10 protein-coding genes and 1 pseudogene are annotated in these 17617 nt (G+C 69.8%); 4 read left to right on the forward strand and 7 right to left on the reverse strand.

Translation table 11 applies throughout. The features are described 5' to 3' along the window. Positions 1–59: 59 nt before the first annotated feature. Both AS857_RS05610 and AS857_RS05615 read right to left on the reverse strand, forming a co-directional pair. On the reverse strand, positions 60–1661 hold the full coding sequence (locus tag AS857_RS05610) for a class I adenylate-forming enzyme family protein (RefSeq protein ID WP_058041969.1): 1602 nt from the start codon (positions 1659–1661) through the stop codon (positions 60–62). Positions 1662–1671: 10 nt separating this feature from the next. After that, entirely contained in the window at positions 1672–8691 is a 7020-nt protein-coding gene (locus AS857_RS05615; protein WP_216823947.1) for a type I polyketide synthase, read from the reverse strand. Positions 8692–8993: 302 nt separating this feature from the next. On the opposite strand from AS857_RS05615, the gene AS857_RS05620 reads away from it, so the two are divergent. Further along, positions 8994–10028, forward strand: a complete 1035-nt coding sequence (locus AS857_RS05620; RefSeq protein WP_173864719.1) for a zinc-binding dehydrogenase — start codon at positions 8994–8996, stop codon at positions 10026–10028. Between the two features lie 69 nt (positions 10029–10097). Then, positions 10098–10301: a hypothetical protein gene (locus AS857_RS39445; protein ID WP_144440730.1), complete on the forward strand. Its 204-nt coding sequence runs from the start codon at positions 10098–10100 to the stop codon at positions 10299–10301. Positions 10302–10331: 30 nt separating this feature from the next. Here the strand turns inward: AS857_RS39445 and AS857_RS39450 are convergent, their stop codons facing one another. Further along, positions 10332–10670, reverse strand: a complete 339-nt coding sequence (locus AS857_RS39450; RefSeq protein ID WP_144440731.1) for a hypothetical protein — start codon at positions 10668–10670, stop codon at positions 10332–10334. Positions 10671–11389: 719 nt separating this feature from the next. Here AS857_RS39450 and AS857_RS05630 point away from each other — a divergent pair. Next, the gene (locus AS857_RS05630; RefSeq protein WP_058041972.1) at positions 11390–12769 is read left to right on the forward strand and encodes an ATP-grasp domain-containing protein; all 1380 of its coding nucleotides are present in this window, start codon (positions 11390–11392) and stop codon (positions 12767–12769) included. A 132-nt stretch (positions 12770–12901) separates the two neighbouring features. Here the strand turns inward: AS857_RS05630 and AS857_RS05635 are convergent, their stop codons facing one another. From AS857_RS05635 to AS857_RS05640, 3 genes and pseudogenes are all read right to left on the reverse strand, one after another. Next, on the reverse strand, positions 12902–14770 hold the full coding sequence (locus tag AS857_RS05635; protein ID WP_058041973.1) for a hypothetical protein: 1869 nt from the start codon (positions 14768–14770) through the stop codon (positions 12902–12904). Then, the gene (locus tag AS857_RS42285; protein ID WP_420823910.1) at positions 14670–15092 is read right to left on the reverse strand and encodes a transposase family protein; all 423 of its coding nucleotides are present in this window, start codon (positions 15090–15092) and stop codon (positions 14670–14672) included. Before AS857_RS42285 ends, AS857_RS05635 begins: the two co-directional genes overlap by 101 nt. 437 nt (positions 15093–15529) lie before the next feature. Beyond that, positions 15530–16193, reverse strand: a pseudogene (locus AS857_RS05640) (DUF4232 domain-containing protein); the annotation flags it as partial. Positions 16194–16471: 278 nt separating this feature from the next. On the opposite strand from AS857_RS05640, the gene AS857_RS37245 reads away from it, so the two are divergent. Then, on the forward strand, positions 16472–17083 hold the full coding sequence (locus tag AS857_RS37245) for an HAD family hydrolase (RefSeq protein ID WP_160330188.1): 612 nt from the start codon (positions 16472–16474) through the stop codon (positions 17081–17083). Here AS857_RS37245 and AS857_RS40585 read toward each other — a convergent pair. Next, a complete protein-coding gene (locus AS857_RS40585) occupies positions 17070–17588 on the reverse strand; it encodes a hypothetical protein (RefSeq protein WP_216823948.1) in 519 nt (172 codons plus the stop codon). The two genes, AS857_RS37245 and AS857_RS40585, sit on opposite strands and share 14 nt — an antisense overlap. Positions 17589–17617 lie beyond the last annotated feature (29 nt).

Here is a 17617-nt window from a genome sequence, read left to right on the forward strand (position 1 = left end):
TGGACACGCGCAGGCCGGCCGGGCATCGACCGGCACTCGCCGACCTCTCCCTTGCTCCGTTACCCCGTCGCACTGTGGTCCGGCTGTCGGGAGGTCGCCAGGCCGAGGCTGTTCCGCAGTGCCCGCTTGTCCGGCTTGCCCCGGGGAGTGAGGGGAAGGCTCGTCAGCGTGTGCAGCGCGGCAGGGGCGCAATGCGCCCCCTTCTGCTCCGTGAGGAAGGCACCGACCTCCTCCAGCTCCACTCGACTGCCCGGGGTGGGAACCACGGCGACATGGATCTCCTCCCTCAGATCGGCACCGCTCGCTCCGAAGACCGCGCATTCACTGATCGACGGATGGGCTGCGAGCAGCTCTTCCAGGTCTGCGGGGTGCACGCGCACCAGCCGGTCCCCTCCGGACACGAACAGCGTGTCCGTGAGCCGGTCGAGGACGGACAGCTTGCCCTGCTCGTCGAAGCGGCCGAGGTCCCCTGTCCGCAACCAGCCGTCCGGGCGCAGCACCTCACGGGTGAGACCGTCGCGTTTCCAGTAGCCGGACATGACGACTGCAGAGCGCACCCAGATCTCACCTTCCTGTCCGGGTTCCAGAGGCTCGCCGTTCCGGTCGCGTACGGAGACCTCGACACCGGGCATCGGCCGCCCCACGGAGACGGCTCCGTCGCGGTCGGCCAGATCGCTCTCGTGCTCGTGCGGCAGCAGGGAGCTGATGGGGCCGGCCTCGGTCTGCCCGTAGCACCCCTGGAAGATGGGGCCGAAGACCTTGATGGCCCGCCGCAGCAGGGAGGCCGAGGCGGCGCAGCCCCCGTACATGATCCGGGCGAGGCTCGACACGTCGGTGGTGGGCAGGGAGGGCTCGTCGAGAAGCCGCCTGAGCAGCGGGGGCGGCAGCCACATCACGGTCACGCGCTCCTGCTCGATCGCGGCGAGGAGTTCGCGGGGGTCGAAGGACGGCTGGAGGACGACCGTGCCTCCCTGCAGGAGGGTGAGGTCGGTAAGGGCGCCGGTGGAGGAGACGAATCCCGTGCACACGAGGAGGCGGGGCGGGTCCCCGAGCCCCGGTACGGGAACCGCGAGCATGGCGCTGTAGGCAGCGTGGGCGATGCGTACGCCCCGGGAGCCGCCCGTCGTCCCGCCGGTGGACACGACACTCCAGTCCTCCTCGGGGCGGACCGCCGCCGCGAACGGACCGGGTGGGTGCTCGGTAGCACGCGCGAGGAGGTCCTCGCCGAGCTCGTCGGTGCCGAGGCCGCACACCGTGGTCCGTTCGATCAGGGGCAGCAGTGCCCTCGCGGTGTCGGTCCGTGTGAGGTCGACGAGCAGCAGCGCGCAGCCGGCCCCGTCGAGGAACGCGGCGAGGGCCGCGGGGTCGGTCGTCTCGTACAGGGACACCAGCCGGGCTCCGGCGAGCGTGATGGCGTAGCGGGCCTGAACGGCTTCCGGGGTGTTGCCGGTCAGGAGGGCCACGGACACGCCACGGCCGACTCCCCGCTGGTGAAGGGCTCGCGCCAGTCGGTACGTGTCGTCGCGAAGCGTACGGGCGGTGATCCGGCGTCCGTCCGAGGCGATCAGCACCTCTCGATCGGGCGACTCCGAGAGGACGCGCAGGATCGCATCCGGGTAGCCGGCAGACGCGGAATCGGCTGTTGGCGGATGGGTGTTCACCGGGTGTCTCCTATCGAGCCGGGCGGTGAGGGTCCGCGTGTTCTGGTGCGGCGGACTGTTCCAGGGCGGTCAGCCAGTCCTCGACCGACTGCGCCGTGTGTCCCGCGTGTTCTGTGAGCAGGGAGAAGTGATCGCCCGGGACGGCGCAGGCCGTGTGCGGGCACGGCCAGTTCTCGGGCAGGTTGCTGTCCTCTGGGTGGACGAGCAGGGTCGGAACGTCGAGCGGAGCCGGAGTCCAGTCGGCGAACAGGTCGGCGTAATTGCCCGCGGCAGTCAGCATGGCCGAGGTGACGAGCGACCGGGCCAGGCTGACCCGTGCGGCGAGTTCACGGGCCAGGCGCTCGGGAGCCGAGCGAAGCAACGGAGGATCCAGCAGCACCAGCCCCGCAGGAGGCGTGCCACGCTCCTGGAGGGTCTGGGCGAGCGCGTGGGCCAGTAGACCGCCGGAGGAGTGCCCCAGGAGGACGTACGGCCACGGTGGCGCCGACCGGGCGAGGAACTCGGCCCAGGCTTCCGTCAAGGTACGGATGGAGGCGGGCAGGAGCTCGTCGTCCAGCGCCCCGGGGAGGGCGACGGACCGTACCGTGCGCCGTCCGTCGAAGAGCCCCGCCAGGGTGGTGTACGGCGTCGAGGACGGAGCGGTGGTGAAGGGCGGCAGGCACACGAGTCCCGGACCGGCCGGTCCCTCGCTCAGCCGTACCCACTCTCCGGTGTGCAGTTGCTCGTGGCGACCGGTGAAGGAGCGGCGTGTCGCGCCTTCCCTCAGCCGTCGTCGCCCCTCCTCGACGTCGCCTCGGGCCCAGGCATTCAGAACTTCCGTGACGAAACCGTCTTCGTCGTTCTCGGCGGACGTCCGGGCCTTCGGAACCAGCAGGCCGCCGAGGTGCTCGCCCAGGCGCGCGGGCGTGGGGTGGTCGAACACGGCAGTGACGGCGAGGCGGACACCGGTCGTACGGGCCAGCCGGGTCCGCAGCTCAACCGAGCCGAGGGAGTCGATGCCCAGGTCGCGGAAGCACTGATCGCTGCGGATGCTCTCCTTGCCGGCGTGCCCCAGAACCGCGGCCGCCTGGGCGCGGACCAGGTCGGTGAGGGCAGAGAGCCGTTCCTCGGACGGCAGGGACAGGAGACGCTCGTGCTCGCTGTCCGCCGCCGTGGTGGCGGTGGACCGGGTCGGGGCCGGGCGATGGCGGAACATGGAGGCCAGCAGCCCGTCGGGCTCCTGTGCGGGCGCGTGGCGTGCCAGTGCCGTGACGGCGACATGCGGGTGGTCCAGGCCCAGTGCGGCGTCGAATCCCGCCAGTGCCTGCCGGGTCGTCAGCGGCTTGAGCCCGTGCCGCGACAGGCGTGCCTGGTCGGCGGCCCCCAGACCCGCCGTCAGCCCGCTGGTCTCCTGCCACAGGCCCCAGGACAGGGAGACTGCGGGGAGCCCCTGCTGCCGGCGGTGGTGGGCCAGTGCATCCAGGAAGGCGTTGGCTGCGGCGTAGTTCGCCTGGCCCGGGGTGCCGACCAGGCCCGCCATGCTGGAGTACAGCACGAAGACGCTGAGGTCGACGTTGCGGGTGAGCTCGTGCAGGTGCCACGCGGCGTCGGCCTTGGCGCGCAGGACCGTCCGCAGACGCTCGGGGGTGAGGTCGCAGACCAGGCCGTCGTCGAGCGCGCCGGCGGCGTGCACGACGGCGGTCAGGGGGTGTTCGGGCGAGACCGAGGCGAGAGCCTGCGCGAGCGCGGCTTTGTCCGCTACGTCGCAGGCGGTGAAGGTCACCGTGACGCCGTGCACGGACAGTTCCTCGGCCAGCTCCCGCGCGCCCGTGGCTCGTTCGCCCTGGCGGCTCAGCAACAGAAGGTGCCGTACGCCGTGGACGTCCGCGAGATGACGGGCGAGCAGCGATCCCAGGGTGCCGGTGCCGCCCGTGATCAGCACGGTGCCCTCGGGGGAAAGGACGGGGGGCTGGGTCAGGACGATCTTTCCGGTGCTGAGGCCCCGGCTGAGGAAGCGCAGCGCGTCGCGTGCCTGGCGGACCGACCACGTACGGAAGGGCAACGGAGTCAGCGCCCCGTCCTGGAACTTGCCCATGAGCCACCGCAGCGCGACACCCGGCGCGGAGTGATCGGCGAGGTCGAAGGCGCGATAGGTGACGCCGGGGTGGGCCGCGGCGACCTCGTCCGGGTCGCGGGTGTCGGTCTTCCCCATCTCAAGGTACCGGCCACCCCTCCTGAGCAGGCGCAGGGAGGCATCCACGAACTCCCCGGAGAGGCTGCCCAGGACCACATCGCACCCGGTGCCGCCGGTGGCCCGGAACAGGTCGTCCTCGAAGGACAGGGTGCGCGAGTCGGCGATGCGGCCCCGGGCAACGCCCATGGCCGCGACGAGCTCTTGTTTGCCTTGGCTGGCCGTGGCGTAGACCTCCGCACCCAGGACGTGTGCCAGCTGTACGGCCGCCATACCCACCCCTCCGGCGGCCGCGTGGATGAGGACCTTCTCGCCCGGTCGTACGCCGGCCAGGTCGATCAGGGCATATTGTGCCGTCAGGAAGGCCCCGGTCACCGTGGCCGCCTGTGCGAGGGTCCACTTCTCCGGGATCGGCACCACCAGTTGGTGGTCCACGTCCACAAGTGGCGCGTATCCTCGGGCCTGTGGGACCAGCGAGGCGGCCACGCGGTCGCCGGGGCGCAGCGTGCTGACGCCGACGCCGGTCTCCACGACGGTGCCGCTTACCTCGATCCCGATGCCTTTCCCCTGCACCATGCCCAGACACATCACGGCGTCGCGGAAGTTCATCCCTGTGGAGTGCACCCTGATCCGCACTTTGCCGTCCTCCACCCGGTCGGGGAAGCCGGCGACCGGAACGGCTCGGATGTCCTCCAGCGTATGCCCGGCCGCCGGGACCAGACTCCAGGGCCGGTCGTCCTCGACAGGAAGGGCGAGCCCTTCGTCGTGGGCGGACCGGAGCCGCTGGACGAGGATCCCGCCGTTGCGCACGGCGACCTCGGGGCGCGCGGATCCCACGGCGGTGGCCAGCGCCGCGGGGGACGGGTCACCCGCGTCGGTGTCGATCAGCAGGACCCGGCCGGGGTACTCGCTGTGCACCGAGCGCAGCAGCCCCGCGCACGCCGCCCCCACCAGGTCCCGCACTTCCTCCCCGAAGGAGGTGGGATGGACGCGGCGGGTCAGCACCGCGAGCCGGGCGCCGCTCAGTTCGTCGCGGGTGAGGAACGTGCGCACCTCGTGCAGCAAGCGGGTCAGGCGCCGCTCCAGAGCAGACGATACGTTGCGACCGCTCGTCTCACCCGTGGTGTCCCGGCAGTCGAGCAGCACGGTGCCCGGCACGGGGTCGCCGGTCGCCACCGAGTCCGCCACGGCGGCCATGTCCTCGAAGGAACGGCTCACCGGCAGACCGGTGCCGGGGCCCGCACCGACCCAGTCCGCGCCGGGCTCCACTCCCTCCCGTGCCGGGAGCACGTCCCAGAACGGAGTGAACAGCGTGGCGTCCGCCACGGCGAGCGCCGAACGGAGCTTCAGCGCGGTGGTGGGCCGCAGCCGCAGGCCTTCGATCCGGACGACTGCGCGCCCCACCGCATCCGTGGCCTCCAGACCGATGCACTCGGTCTCCGAGGCCGTGAGGGAGGCACGCAGTTCGGTCGCTCCCTCGGCGAAGACCTCAACGGAACCGATGGCGTACGGCAGCAGCGTCCGCTCGGGTCCGCCGTCCACGAGCAGGCCGTGCAACAGCGCGTCCAGCAGGGCCGGGTGCACGGCAAACCCGTTGTGCTGTGCACCGTCGTCCAATCGCGCCTCGGTGTACCAGGTCCCGCCCTGCCGCCAGGCGGCGGTGAGATTGCGGAAGCACGGGCCGTACGCGTACCCCTTGTCCTCAAGGGCCCGGTAGCAGTCGGGGGCCGCGCCCTCCTCCGCGCCGTGGGGCGGCCACGGCCGGACGGGCACGGGAGGAGACGCCTGGGCGGCGTCGGCGTCGGCGGTCGATGCCTCGGCGTGCCGAGTCCACCGCCCCGTACCGGAGTGGCCGCGCGAGTACAGAGTGAGACGGTGCCGCCCGTCGCTCTCGGCCGCGCAGTGGAGCTGGATGTCGACGCCGCAGTCCGGGACGATCAGCGGGGCGTGGAAGAGGACGTCCTCCAGCCGAGCCTGCCGGCCGACGCGGCGTGCTCCGTACAGCAACAGTTCCACCATGCCCGTTGCGGGCACCAGGACCGTGCCGTGCACGGCGTGATCGGCCAGCCACGGCTGAGCGTCCAGGGAAAGCCGCCCCGTGCACATCACAGTGCCGTCGGGCAGGTCGGTCACTGCCGGGAGCAACGGATGCCCGCCGTCCTCCAGGCCGGCCGAGGCGAGTTCGGGAGTACGTGGCGAGGGCGCGGGCCAGTAGTTCCGGTGCCGGAAGCTGTAGGTCGGCAGATCGACGGGTTCGGCGTCCGGGTACAGCGTGGACCAGTCGACGTCGGCTCCCTCCGCGTGGGCCGCGCCCAGGGCGGATGCGAAGCCGTCCAGACCACCCCTGTCACGGCGCAGCGAGCCGCTCACGCCTCCGTCGATCCCTGCGTCGGAGAGGATGTCCCGCAGAGGCCCCGTCAGCACCGGGTGCGGAGAGACCTCGACGAACCGTGTGAAGCCCGCCTCCAGACTCCTGCGCACCGCCCTTTCGAACAGCACGGGCCGACGCAGGTTCCGGTACCAGTAGTCGGCGTTCAGCTCGCCTTCGGCCACCGGTTCTCCCGTGGTCGACGAGAACATCGGGATGCCGCCGGCCGCCGGGCACGTGCCCGCGAGGTCCCTGAGCAGGTCGTCGCGTACGGCTTCCATATGGGGGCTGTGCGACGCGTAGTCCACTGGCAGCCGTTGCGCCCACACTTCCTGGGAAGCACAGACCCCGAGCAGGTGGTCAACGGCGTCTGCGTCACCCGCTACGACGGTCGCGGCCGGGCCATTGGCCACCGCCACCTCCAGCCGTCCCGCCCACGGCGCCAGAATCTTCTCGGCGCGTGCGGCGGGAACGGCAAGCGACACCATGGCTCCCCGCGCCGTGACCGCCCGCAGGAGCCGGCTGCGCCGGGCCACCACGCGAGCGGCCTCTTCCAGGGACAGGAAGCCCGACAGGCACGCGGCCGCGATCTCGCCCTGGCTGTGTCCGATCACCGCCGCCGGCTGGACCCCATGCGCTCGCCACAGCTCCGCGAGGGCCACGTACATGGCGAAGAGCGCAGGCTGCACCACCTCGGCCCGCTCCAGCGACGGTGCGCCGGGGGCCGCGCGCACCACCTGCTCGACGTCGTGGTCCGTCCACGGGCCCAGCGCTCGCGCGCACCGGGCGAAGGCCTCCGCGAACACGGGGGACTCGTCCAGCAGCCGCGCTCCCATGCCGTCCCACTGGGCGCCCTGCCCCGGGAAGACGAACACAGGGCCGTGCCCGTGCCCACCCGTGGCTCGTGACCGCGCCACACCGTCCGTCTGCCGACCCTCGGCCAGGGCATCGAGGCGGGCCAGCAAGGACGCGGTGTCCTCGCTGGACACCACAGCGCGTTCGGGCAGCGGTGTGCGCGTCGTCGCCAGGGACAGGCCCACGGACGTCACGTCCAGGCCCGGGTGCTCGCGCACGTGGCGCGCCAGCGCCCGGGCCTGCGCGGGAAGTGCCTCGGCCGTCGCGGCGTACACGGGCCACACCACCGTCCCCGGGTTCCGCCGCGCGGGACGCCGTGCGCGGACGGGCGGTTCGGGGGCCTCCTCGACCACCACGTGAGCGTTGGTGCCGCTGATCCCGTACGCCAGCACACCGGCCCGGCGCGGTTCGTCGCCGCGTGGCCATGGGCGGGCTGTGTGCAGCAGACGCATGGTCCCGGCCGACCAGTCCACCGCGGGGGTCGGGTTGACGGCGTGCAGAGTGGCGGGCATTTCCTCGTGGGTCAGGGCCAGAACCGCCTTGACGAGTCCGGCCATTCCGGCCGCTGCCTGCGTGTGGCCGATGTTGGACTTGAGCGAGCCGACCCAGACGGGCGAGTCCGGCGAGCGGCCGACGGCGTATGTGTCCAGCAGCGTGGCCGCTTCGATCGGGTCGCCCACCGGGGTCCCGGTTCCATGCGCCTCGACCATGCCGATCTGCCCGGGGCGCAGCGTTGCGTCCCGCAGCGCCTCGGCGATCACCGCGCGCTGGGCGGAGCCATTGGGAACGGTCAGCCCGTCGCCGGTCCCGTCCTCGTTCAGAGCCGTGCCGCGGATGACGGCCAGCACCCGGCGGCCCTCGGCACGGGCGCGGCCGAGCGGCATCAGCATCACCGCGGCGACACCTTCCGCCGGTGCGAAACCGTCCGCCTCGGCCGCGAAGGACTTGCAGCGCCCATCCGCGGTGACAGCGCCCAGGCGGGAGAAGTACACCAGGACATCCGGCTCTGCCATGACGCACACGCCGGCCACGATCGCGCTCTCGCACTCCCCGGTACGCAGGGCTCGTGTGGCCAGGTGAAGGGCGGCAAGGGACGAGGAACACGCCGTGTCCACCGAGAGCGCGGGCCCGTGGAGGCCCAGGGCGTACGAGATCCGCCCGGCCGCCGCGCTCACCGACAGACCGGTCGGCAGATACGCCTCGAGATCCGCCTCGGGTCGACCCAGGCGGCACAGATAGCGGCTGTCGCTGATCCCCACGTACACCCCGGTCCGGGAACCCCGCAGCGCCCCCGTCGCGGTACGGGAGTTCTCCACTGCCCCCCACACGCACTCCAGCAGCAACCGCTGCTGCGGATCCATGGCCGTGGCCTCGCGAGGACCCACACCGAAGAAGGCGGCGTCGAAGTCACCGACGCGATCCAGGAACCCGCCGTACCGGACGTATGTCACTCCGGCGGCGCTCGTGTCCGGTTGGGTGAGGCGTCCCAGGTCCCAGCCGCGGTTGTTCGGCAGCCCCGTACGGAAACTCCGTCCTTCGATGAGCAGTTGCCACAACTCGGCGGGAGAATCGCAGTCACCCGGGAACCGGCAGTGCATTCCGACGATCGCCACCGGTTCGTGAGCTGGCAAGGTCACAAAAACCTCCGATAATCCGACGGATGGCATGCCGATTGAGATGGGTTGGTTTACCGGAATAGCGTGAAGCTGCTTGGTCGTCGCCGCTAGTATGACTGTGATCGCTGCGTGGTCGCCTGGAAAGAGCTCAGACGAGGCGGCAGTTGACACCCGGACTCGAACGCGATTTCCCGTAGGTGTCCCTCTGTTCGTGAAATCCGTGACCAGGAAGCGTCTGGATGCCAACCTTTCGAGCGGCCGGTTCGACCAGCGAAAGTTCGGCCGGCGAAAGATTCGACCAGTGAAAGGGAGATCAGGAGACTATGCGCGCGGTCGTGATGTACGGAGCGGGCGACGTACGCGTGGAGGAGCGTCCTGACCCGAGGATCCGCCGGCCCACCGATGCGATCGTGCGCGTGGTGCTCTCCTCCGTCTGTGGCAGCGATCTGTGGCCCTACGCCACCATGCCCGCCTCCGGGCAGGGCAAGCCCATGGGACATGAGTTCCTCGGCGTCGTCGAGGAGGTGGGTTCCCGGACAGCAGGACTGAAGGCCGGCGACCTCGTGGTCACCCCTTTCACGTTCAGCGACAACACCTGCGACTTCTGCCGCAAGGATCTCCATACCTCCTGCCGGAGCGTCGGCCTGTACGGCCTCAACGGCATCGATGGCGGCCAAGGCGAAGCCGTTCGTGTCCCCCTGGCCGGAGGCACGCTGGTCAAGCTCCCGGTCGGGGAGGACTCACCACTGCTGCCCTCGCTGCTGACCCTCTCGGACGTTCTCACCACGGGGTACCACGGAGCGGTGACTGCCCGCGTCGCGCCGGGCGACAGCGTCACCGTCATCGGGGACGGGGCCGTCGGATTGTGCGCCGTCATCGCCGCCGCGCGGCTCGGTGCGGAACGGATCGTCCTCATGGGCCGCCACGCGAGCCGTACGGACCTGGGGCTCGCGTTCGGTGCCACCGATGTCGTCGCCGAGCGCGGCGAGGAGGGCGTCGCGAGGATCCGGGAGCTGACCGGCGGAGACGGCACCGACAAGGTCATCGAGGCCGTGGGCTCCCGGCAGGCGCTGGAAACCGCCCTCGACGTCGTCACTGACGGCGGAGTCGTCAGCAGACTGGGCGTCCCCCGGTACGAGGAAGGACCCGTTGGACGCGCCATGGTGCTCCGCAACGTCACCCTGACGGGTGGCGCCTCTCCTGCCCGCGCTTACATCGAAAGGCTCATGCCCGACATCCTCGACGGCAAGATCGAGCCGGGCCGCGTCTTCGACCGCACCACGAGCCTCGACGAGGTGCCCGACGGCTACCGAGCCATGTCGACGCGAGAGGCCCTGAAAGTTCTCGTACGCCCGTGATCTCCCGGGTAAAGGTCCGGTATTCCGGTATCCCGCAGCGAGCGAAGAGACCCAGAAAGGAAGCAGCCCATGTCCGGAATTCTTGGAGGGGTGAACGTGCCTGTACCGGATGAGGAATCCGTGAGCTGTCCGCTCAACACACTGTCCAGCGTCCTCCACGACGCACCGGAATCCGGCGGTGGACCGCATTGGGATAAGAAGAAGGCGTTGGAGGTGGTGGCTGAACTCCGGGATATCGCGGTCGCCTTGATGGCCGGAAAGGGTGCCGTCTGAACGCATTCGGCACAGGATGGTTCTTGTCAGTCACTTCAACCTGAAGTAAACCAGGGCAGCGGCCACCGCCAATGCGATCAGCGCGATCCAAGCTCCCGTGGAGCAGCCCGACATTCGACTGGGATTGCCGTAGCTGCTCTGGATCGGCTGATAGTTAAGGGCAGCAAGGGCCCCTTCTCCTCCTGCTCGGGTAAGGCGCCTCAGCATGGCATGGAGATGATGAGCGAAGCCGCTGTCATGCTGAGCCGCCTGCTCAATCCCGTAGGCCAGTCGGTGCCGTACCCCCTCGTCATACGGATCACGCAGCAGCGCGGTCAGAGCGTGTCGACCAAGCCGGCTCATCACCAGATCGGTGAGGGGCACGAGCATCGCGTCTATTTGGTCTCGCTGGGTTCGCCCGCCACCACGAGACGCCCAAAGGGCGAGGTAGAGAGCCGCGAGCGGTCCGTCAGCCACGGCAGAGGCACCATTGACGGGTCTGACGGACCAGGTACGGGGTGAACTGGACGGCTGATGTCACGTCGTTCCCCTCCTCGTGACTGGGATGTCGAGCATTTCTCAGGGGGTGAGACATGAGCGGTGGCCCCCGGGTTGCACCTTCACGGGGGCGGAGGAGGCAACGGTCGGCGCGTTTCAATAGGTGTGCGCCCCACCCGCTGGACTGCTGTTGGCACAGTAGCCAAGCACACCTCTGCGCACTGAAGCCCTGCATGAGACGCCGACGTGTGGCTGTACGGAATCATGGTGCTTCAGAGTGCAGGCCAGATGCTCGTCCACTGAATTGCCGCATGAGAGCCGACACCGGCGCCACCGCCACGGCGACGTCGCCGGTGAACCCAGCCGGAGACGACGGCCAGGCCGTGGTGCTCCGCGAGGCCCACGAGTACCACCTGCCGGACATCATTCTCGCCGCCCGCGCTACGCCCACGCCGTTCGCGTGGCCCCGGGCCTTCGTTCATGGCCACAGGCGGGGCACGGCCACACTCTCGACGCCAAGACCAAGGCGTGCGCGGCCAGGCGAGGACCGCCGTCATGTTCACCTGAACGGCTCCGCTCAAAGGGCCGAGGCCTGTGCATCTATAGACTCCGTGACCGACAAAGTGATCAAGGAAGCCCAGCGCCTGCTGCGTGCCGTGCCCTGTCTTGGGTACGGCCCCCGTGCGCTCAGCCTTCTGCCGCTGCTGCGGCTGGGCTGCCTCTCGGCGCTCATCACCGACGAGGCGGCGGACGCCGGCTGGTCCGAACACTTCAACGTGGAGATGTTCTCGCTGGAGAAACACACACGGACCCGGGAGCCTTCGAGGTCCCGCACCCGTGTGGAGCGTGCCTCCGACCTGATGCCGCTGCTTTCGGACTTCGGCGTCAGACATCGGCATGGCAGGCGGCTGAGGGTGGTGTCGTTCGAGGAGTGCCCGCCCCCGTGGCCCCAGGTACTGGAGCGCATCGGCATGCGCCTGCACCTACCCGGGCTCGCCGACTCGGCGGTACTGACGGACAAGATTGCCATGCGTCGGTGGTTCCGCCACCTCGGTGTTCCCGTGCCCACCAGCACTGTGGTCAGCGGCGAACTCGACTACCCCCGGCTCCGGGCCCGTATCGGCCCGGTGTTCGTCGTGCAGCGCCCCCGCGGCAAGGCCGGCTACGGGACCTATCTGGTCACCGACGAGATCTCGGCCCGCGCCGTGCCCCCGAGCCCACGCCTACTGGTCAGCGAGTACGTGGGCGGCATCGGAGTGAACGTCCACGGCTTCGTCCCCAACGACGGCGCCCCTCAGACCCTGCGGCCCTCCGTACAGATCACCTGCGTCGACGGCGCGGGGTCGGTCTTCGGGCAGTACAGCGGCAACGACTTCCACGCCGTGCGGCTGCTGCCGGCAGCGGTACTCACCGAGTGCCGCAAAGCCATGGACAGAATCGGACACGGGCTGCACGCCCTGGGCTACCGGGGGACCTTCGGGGCCGACTTCATGGTCCGCGACGACGCCGTGACCGCACTGGAGATCAACTGCCGTCTGCAGGGCTCCACCTGGCTTCTGGGCGAACTCGAACTGGCGGACGGTACCGTACCCACGATGCTGCGGCACTTTCTTGCTCAGCACGGCCAGGACGTGCACGCAACGCCGGACTGCCGCCCCGCGGAAGCCGCCCACTTGGTCATCCGGCATACCGGACCCGCGATCGAAGTGAGCACCGTCCCCGCCGGCGGCATCTACCGGTTGGACGGCAACGAGAACCTCACACGCCGGCACGACGGCCCCGGCCTCCTGGAATGCGGCCCCGACGACTGCCTCGTGGCATGCATGCCCCGGCCTGGCACCGTACTTCAGCCCGGCAGCGTCCTCGCCTGGCTCGCAGCGTCCCGGTCACTCACCACCGCCGACGGCAAGACCCTCACCCCGTACGGTCTCCAGCTGGTCGACGCTGTACGGCGCCTTCCCCACCCCCTTGGGCCCGGCACGAGCCCGTAGTGGGCAGCCGTACACCCGGCGATGGCCTGCGCCGCACCGAAGGCCCCAGGCCCCGGTGCGGCCCCTTCATCGCTGTGTCCCCCGTGCGGAGAGCAGGTGATGTCCAGGAAAGGTGCAGTAGGTGCGCGGCTGTCAGGGGGTGGGTGTCGCATCGGGCCCGGTGCGCCGGTAGGACGGGCACGTGGGCCCGAGAGCCGGGTCGCACAGTTTGACGGTGTTGCTGTCAACGACTTCGAGGACGACTTCGTGTGCTTGGTAGAAGCATCTCTTGCCGTGGACGTTGACGGAGATCGCCGTGCCGTGGAATTTGCTTCCCTCCGGGCGTACGCGGGCTTCGGCGGGGTCGGTGGGGGGACCGTAGTCCTGCTGGCAGCCCTGAGCGCTGCGGCCGTGGCTGCTGAAATTCGTCATGGTGACGGTGTACGCGCCATCGCCTGCGTCCGCCACGCGCACGTGGATGCGTGTGTCCGGCAGCGGACCTTCGTACGTGCCGCCGATTGCACCGCCCTGCTCGCACAGTTCCGCACCCGTCGTTGCCTCCGCCTTGAAGTGACTGCTGTCCAGGCCGCCGGTGAGGGCGACCGTGAGTTCCTTGGCGTCCGGTCGACCGGTCGCCGTGCAGGAGCACTGTTCCGGCTGCAGGCAGTACCAGAGCGTTTTCTCCTGCGGCGCTTCCACAAGTTCTGGTGTCGGCTTGCTCGAGCCGCGCCAGAGCAGGCCTCCGTATCCCTTGACCTTGACGCGGACTGCCTCGGCAGAGGAGCCGAGCCGGAAGCGTGCCGTGACCACCTCGGGGTTACGGATCCTGGTGCTCATGCGCTGCCCCAGAGCGCGCATCCTGGGCGGCGGCGGTCGGTACGATCCACGCGCCGGCCCGATGGTTTCCCATTCGGGGCCGGCCCGGCGATCGCCAACAAATCCTCGTGCCCAGTCGGCAAGAAACGTCTCGGTCGTGACCTGGCTTGCCGCCCGGAACGCCGGAATGTTCGACAGCTTGAGCATCTGGTCGATCCGCGGCCACGGCGCGAACCCGAGAGTTTCCTCCATCTGCGCATAGAAGCCCAACGCGTCGTAGGACCTCTTGAACAGCAATTTTGATTCCTTGGGAGGCATGGGATCGAAGTACGCTTCCCACCAGCCGCTGCCCTCGGTCTCGGCCGCCTCGCCGTACGCGTACTTCAGCGCAGCCCAAGTGGCAGAACCCTCGCTGATCCAGCTCTGCCGGTCTCGATCGGCTCCGGCAACCAAGTACTGATGGCAGTGATAGAGCTCGTGCGCGACAGCGGTGAGGATCTGCTTATCCTGACGGGGCCGGGGGAGACTCCGGTACCGTTCCAGAAAAGGTCTCCAGAACTTGATCTTGCAGCTCTCCGCATCCGCTGACGCGGTTAGATCTTCACCCTCGTCGGTGTCCCTGGAGGCCGAAGCGGTCGCCCAGGCATCCGGAACCCTCGTGTAGACGTCGTCGGACGTGGACACGGTCAGAGGCAGGAATTTCAGCGTGTAGGTGTCGTCGCTGTAGCGCGCGGCCATGCCCGCGGCCACTCTGTTGACCAGTCGAACGAGTTCCGGCCTGAGCGGGTCGGGTGGCGCTGCCACCGGACCCGCCGCCCTACCCCGGGCCGATCCCGCCGCGCCGTTGCCGGCTCCGAACACCTGGGTGCGTACGGTGGCGCGTTGAGCGCTGGACAGATCGGCCCAGTAGCCGCCCAGCCAGCGCACGGCGGGCGAACTGGACGTAGTGCCCAGATCCGGGGCCTCGACGGCTCGCCCCCCGGGAATGGGCCCGATCATGGTGGCGTACGCGTCCAGCGCGAGCTGCTTGGTGACCCCCTCGTTGGTGCTCCGCCGGAGCAGCATGTTCCAAGCTGTCGGCCGGTCCTTCGCCCGCTCCTCGCTGTCACCGCCGGCCAGCACGACGATCAGCGCTGCCACCAGGGCGCCGACGACCACCACGGAGACGGCGATGATCCCGGTACGGCGCGACAGACGAGGGCTCATACACCTCATGATCACACCGCACCGGACGGACCACCCGTCCACACGGGCACCGGGGTGAACTCCCACCGCGTCCGGGGTCACGGCTCGCTCCCAAGGTCGGCCTCCTCCGTTGGCCGGGCATCAAGCCGCCGCCTGGCGGTCGCTTGACCGGCGCTGTTACCCACGGTTCGGAGCTCAGGCAGGTGCGGTCGGCGAGTACCGGGGTGCTCTGGGGCTCGCAGATTCGGATGATCTGGTGGGTGCGTGCTGCCGTGAGGTCGTGGGCTCGGCCGGGGAACACGGGCGAGATCCACAGCAGCCGCCCGGCCGGATCGGTCACCACCTGCTCCCTGGCCGCAGGCCCGTCTCCACTTGCAAGGAGGGCCCGTCGGCTGGACCCGGCGCGGTGTCCTGGCGGGGTGATCCGCCGCGGAGGAAGACGACTCAATCAAGGCCGCATGCAGAATGAGGCGTGAAGGAGCGCACGGACTACACCGGCGGCGCCACCGTGTCGAGTAGCTGGCGCAGGAGCAGCAGCTCGTCACCCAGGTCCTGTTGTGGGACCGACTCGAGCAGTATGGCCGCCGGGGTTAGGGCGTCGGCGAGGCGGCCGGAGGGGGTCTCACGGAGCCCGGATCGCAGCCGAGATGTGAGACCTGGCCGCGCGCGAGGTTCTCGGCGAAGTAGTGCGCTTCAGGGGGTTGGTACCCAGATGGGGGAATGGAAGTCAGCTGAGGTGCGTCCGAGGGATTACGTGACGCCATCCTCAAGACATGCGGATCAGCCGCCCTGACCGGCGCTTCCGATCGGGCCGACCTTCACCGGGGAGCCGGAGCCGTCCGTGACGGGCAACGTGGCGGCGCCCGCCCGGCCAAGGAAGGGGGACCGTCTTCGTCTCGCTCGGCGGGGTCACCAGCAGCCCCGTGACACGGACGCCGGAGCCACCCGACTTGTTGAACGGATAGTTGATGCCGAAGAACGTCGACTGCCCGGCCTTGAGGACGGTCGAGGGGGCCTGCTCACCAGTGTGCTTCGCGGACAGCGACCCCGCGTTGGTCGTCAGATCGACACCCGCGTACCCGGAGATCGCGCAGCTGCGGCCGCTGCGGTTCTTCAGCTCCACCACGACGGTGCCGTCGGGATCACCGTCGATGGTGCCGTCCTTCGCCGTGACCTGCAGCTCATCGGTGCGGCATTTGGCGGCCTTGCCGCTCTCCTTGGAGCCGGTCCCGACGGCCGCGCCTTGGCCACCGGAGCTCGCCGAGTCCTTTCCAGCGGGGGTCTTTCCGTCGGAGTCCTTTCCACCGCCCTGATCCGAACCATCCGCACCCGAGCCGTCGGCGCCCGGGCCACCGCCCGAGGAAGACACGGAAGGCGGGGACGACGGAGCGCTTTGCCCCTTGCCGTCATCGTCGCTCTGGCAGGCCGTGAGCGTGAGACCCGCGCACCCCCACCGGGTAAGCGCCGCCCTGTACTTGTCCCTCGCGCAGCCTGTCCCTGCCGTCTTCCAGGGCGGGAAACAGGGCCCGAACACGGTGTGCCGCGCCGCTTCGCGCTGGGGCACACCGTCGGCCGCCGACTGGGACAGATCCGTAACCCGGCAGAACTTGACCACAAGCGGGGGCATACCCACCTCACCCGTCCCACCCGCGTCCGGTGGGCGTGGACCGACCCGTCGGACACTCCTCAGGAGTGCGGCGATGCCGCCGACACCGTCCTCTCGTGCATGCACCGAGGGGACAGAGGGACCCCCGCAATTGGCCGTCACCGGACCGAAGTGCAAACCGCCGTTGGTGCCCTTCGACCTCGACAACACCCTCGTGGACCGTACGGCGGGGCCTGCGGCACTGGGTCGAAGAATTCACCCGCGAATGGGGACTAGGCACGACGGCCGTCGAGTGGATCGTCGAGGCCGACGATTGCCCCCAGCACGTTCTCGACCAGATCACAGGGCTCCGCGAATCCGGGTGGCGGGTCGGGGTCGTCACCAACGGTCTGACGCTCACCCAGGGCGCCGTGCTGGAACACACCGGACTTGTCCGGTACCTCTACGGCTGGTGCATCTCCGAGGAAGTGGATGTCCGCAAGCCCGATCCCGGGATCTTCGCCTTGGCCGCCGAACTCTGCGGCAGCGACCTGACCGCAGTCTGGATGTGTGGGGATTCCCCGATGCCGACGTCATCGGCGCCAGGGCGCGCCGGGCTGTACACCATCTGGATCCGGCACGGACGCACCTGGCCCGCTTTCATGCCGCAACCCGGCCGGACCGTCGACAGCATCACGGAAGCACTCCAGGCCCTGCTCCGGCTCTGCTCACCCGTCAGCTCCGGATAGTCGGCACGGTGGTGGAGGTGAGGAAGTAGGTGACGGAGTACAGGAACTGGCCGTTCTCGATCGCGTTGTCGACGTGCGTGTTGTTGATGACCAGGGTGTGGGGATCGACCTGGACGTCGAGCAGGCCGCGTGCGGTGAGGATGCCGGGGACGCGGCGGGCGAAGGCGCCGTGGTGGATCGCCGTCTGGCGCAGGCCCAGGATCTTGGCGGCCAGGCGGTGGTCCTCATGAACGGCGTGGGCGTCGGGGACGAGATTGTGGCGTGGGCGCCGTGCTCGTGCAGACGGCCGTCCGCGCCTGCGCGGGCCCCGGCGCTCTGGCAGGCCCTTTGTCGGCCGGGCTGCTGTTGCCCGAGCCCGGCCGCGCCGACGCGGTAGGCGTGCTCGCTGTCGTACGGCCGGACGGCGGTGGCGATCGGTCTGGGCCGCAGACTGCGCGGCGTTGTGCGCCCCGGCGCCCGGTCGGCGCCCCGCCCGCTGGGACGGGGGCCATGTCCGTCCTTGCAAGTGGTGTCTGGGCCGGCCGGGGGGCTAAG

The sequence above is a fragment of the Streptomyces roseifaciens genome (genome assembly GCF_001445655.1).
Lineage (GTDB): Bacteria > Actinomycetota > Actinomycetes > Streptomycetales > Streptomycetaceae > Streptomyces > Streptomyces aureoversilis.